We start from the raw sequence: 3,106 nt of genomic DNA, 5'->3' as shown, positions 1-3,106 counted from the left end.
GCGGCGAAAGATAACCTTATCTCTGAAGGCATCCGCCTTCTGCGCCCGTTCTGGCCCATCGCGCTGTTCGCGACGGTGATGGGTACCCTGAGCGGCCTTGCCACGGCATGGCTGCTCGCCACCATCAACCGGGCGCTGTTTGCGGACGGCGACATCACCGCCGCCCTGATGTGGACCTTCACCGGCCTCGTGGTGCTGACGCTCGCCGGCGAGGTCGTGTCGGACCTCGGCAATTCGTGGATCGGCCAGCAGATCATCGCCAGCCTCCGGAAGGAACTGGTCGCCCGGGTCGTGGCCGCACCGATCGACCAGATCGAGCGCTACAAGAGCCATCGCCTGCTGTCCGTGCTCGGTCAGGACGTCGATACCGTCTCCAACTTTTCGTATGGCTTTTCATCGCTCGCCATCGCGCTGGCGGTGACGACGGGCTGCATCGTCTACCTGCTGTTCCTGTCGCCGCCGCTGTTCGTCGTCGTCGCCATCGCCATCGGTGTCGGTGTCATCGTCAACCGCTATGCCCGCAAGCGCGGCGCGGCCCATTACGACGTTGCCCGCAGCGCCCAGGACGATCTCTACCGGCACTACCGCGCCATCAGCGAGGGCGCCAAGGAGTTGCGCATCAGCCGGCCCCGGCGCCGGCGCGTGCATGGCGAACAGCTCATCGCCACCATCGAGCGCATCCGCGACAGGAGGGTGAAGGCGTTCCGCATCTTCATGTCGGCCAATGCGGCCGACAGCGCGCTGTTCTTCGCCGCCATCGGCCTCATTGTCGGCTGGCAGGGCTGGTTCGGGGTGGACCGCACCGTCGTGTCCGGCTTCGTGCTGGTGCTGCTCTACGTCAAGGGTCCGCTCAATCAAGCTCTTTCCGCGTACGCCAATTTCGTCAACGCGCAGGTCTCGTTCCGCCGGATCGCCCGGCTCTCGGCCGACTTCGCCAATCCCGAGCCGCACCTTGCCGACACGGACACGGCGGAAGCTTCCGCTCCCGCACCGCTCCCGGCTGTCTCCAGTATCGCACTGCGCCATGCGCGCTACACCTTCCCGGCGGCCGAGGGCGTCGAGCCGTTCACGCTCGGCCCCATCGACCTGACCACCAAGGGCGGCGAGATCCTGATGATCGTGGGCGAGAACGGCTCGGGCAAGACGACGCTCATCAAGCTGCTGCTTGCCCTCTACGAGCCGCAGGAGGGCGAACTGCTGCTCAACGGGGCACCTGTGACGCCGGAGAACGGCGACGACTACCGCCAGCTGTTCTCGGCCATCTTCTTCGACTATTTCCTGTTCGATGATCTCGTGGCGCCCGGCGGCATCGTGCCGGAGGCCGTGAGCCTTTATCTGAACACGCTCGAAATCGCCCATAAAGTCACGGTGGAGGATGGCAGGTTCTCGACCACCGACCTGTCGGCGGGCCAGCGCAAGCGGCTGGCGCTGATCCAGGTTTATCTCGAAGGCCGGCCGGTGATCGTCTTCGACGAATGGGCAGCAGAACAGGACCCCACCTTCCGGCGGCTGTTCTACACGGAAATGCTGCCTGACCTGAAGCGGCAGGGCAAGACCCTGATCGTCATTTCGCATGACGACCGCTACTTCGGGGCGGCGGACAGGGTCGTGCGGCTGGAGGCGGGCCGGATCGTTGAAACGATCGACAACGCGGGTGAGCAGCACAATCCCTCAACAGGTTCTCGCTCCGCGGCCGACGTCGCCTCGACGGTGGCAGGAAGCTGACGATGGCCGGTTCCGCCTTTCCGCAGATGTCGACGAACGGGACGCGGGGCCGCCGCCGTTGGCGGGGCCGGCTCGTTGCTGCCGGGACCGTTGCTGTGGCGCTGGGCGTGGGCTTCTATCGGGCCGGCGGCGCGACCGCCTCTTCCGGCGTGACGCTGCTGTCGGAGGAAGTGAAGCGCGGCACCATCGAGGACGTGGTGACGGCCACCGGCAAGATCCTGCCGCGCGCCTATGTCGATGTCGGTGCCCAGGCGTCGGGCAGGCTTGATTCCATCCCGGTGCGCATCGGCCAGACGGTGAAACAGGGCGACCTTCTGGCGCGGATCGATCCGCAGGTGCAGACGGCGCAGGTCGAGGCCGGCCGGGCAGAACTGCACAGGCTGGAGGCCAATCTGGCCGCCCAGGAAGCCGAAGCGGCCTTCGCCGCCGCGCAACTGAAGCGCAATGCGGTGCTTGCCCCCGGCAAGGCTATTTCACAGGCGGCGTTCGATGAGGCAAGGCGCGACGCAAGAATAGGCGCGGCAAAGGTCGACGCGATCCGCGCCGAGATCGAGAAGATGCACTCGACCCTGAAGTCGGACGAAGCAAAACTCGGCTACACCAGCATCTATGCGCCCATGTCCGGCACCGTGGTGTCGATCGACGCGCGCGAGGGCCAGACGCTGAACGCCGCCTATTCCACACCCGTCGTCATGCGCATCGCGGATCTGTCGACCATGACGGTGTGGACGCAGGTGTCGGAGGCCGATGTCACCCGTCTTTTCGAAGGCATGGAGGTCTGGTTCACCACGCTCGGGCATGGCGACCGGCGCTGGACGGCGCGGCTGAAGCAGGTTCTGCCTGCGCCGCACAAGCCCGAGAAGGCATCGGGACAGGGTGAGGCGGCGGCATCCGGCTCCACGAACAATGTCGTGCTCTACACGGCGCTGTTCGATGTCGACAACGGCGCCGGCGAGCTGCGACCGGAGATGACGGCGCAGGTCTCCTTCGTGGTGGACCGGCGCGACGACGTGGTGATCGCTCCCGTCGCGGCGCTGCGCTTCAAGCCGCTCGAAAGCGGCCACTCGCATGTCGACGTGCTGGGACCGGACGGCCGGCGTATCGACCGCGGCATCATGACCGGATTGAGAACCCGCTTCGAGGCGCAGGTGCTGTCAGGACTGGAGCCGGGCGAGCGGGTGGTGACCGGCGCCCGGCAAGCCACAGGCGGCCGTTCGCTCGTGGGGTTCCGCCTATGACGGGGGTGGAGAAAGAACCGCTGATCGAACTCGCGGACCTGCGCAAGGTATTCGTCACCTCGGAGACGGTGGCGGTCGAGGTGCTGCGCGGCGTATCATTAACAATCAACGTGGGCGAGTTCGTCGCCATCGTCGGCCAGTCC

The 3,106-nt window shown here is 66.2% G+C and carries 2 protein-coding genes; both read left to right on the top strand.

What is annotated here, in order from left to right; all coding sequences use genetic code 11:
* Positions 1-1,725: cyclic peptide export ABC transporter (locus tag ACUSIJ_RS29480; RefSeq protein WP_449311976.1), on the top strand; the 1,725-nt coding region annotated here is incomplete at its 5' end.
* A gap of 2 nt (positions 1,726-1,727) precedes the next feature.
* Complete coding sequence (locus ACUSIJ_RS29475) at positions 1,728-2,963, top strand: efflux RND transporter periplasmic adaptor subunit (RefSeq protein WP_449311975.1); 1,236 nt, start codon at positions 1,728-1,730, stop codon at positions 2,961-2,963.
* The last annotated feature ends 143 nt before the right edge of the window (positions 2,964-3,106 follow it).

Source organism: Pseudochelatococcus sp. B33 (genome assembly GCF_053570585.1).
Note: the sequence above shows the minus strand (reverse complement) of the source record. Positions and strands in the feature narration are given on the sequence as shown.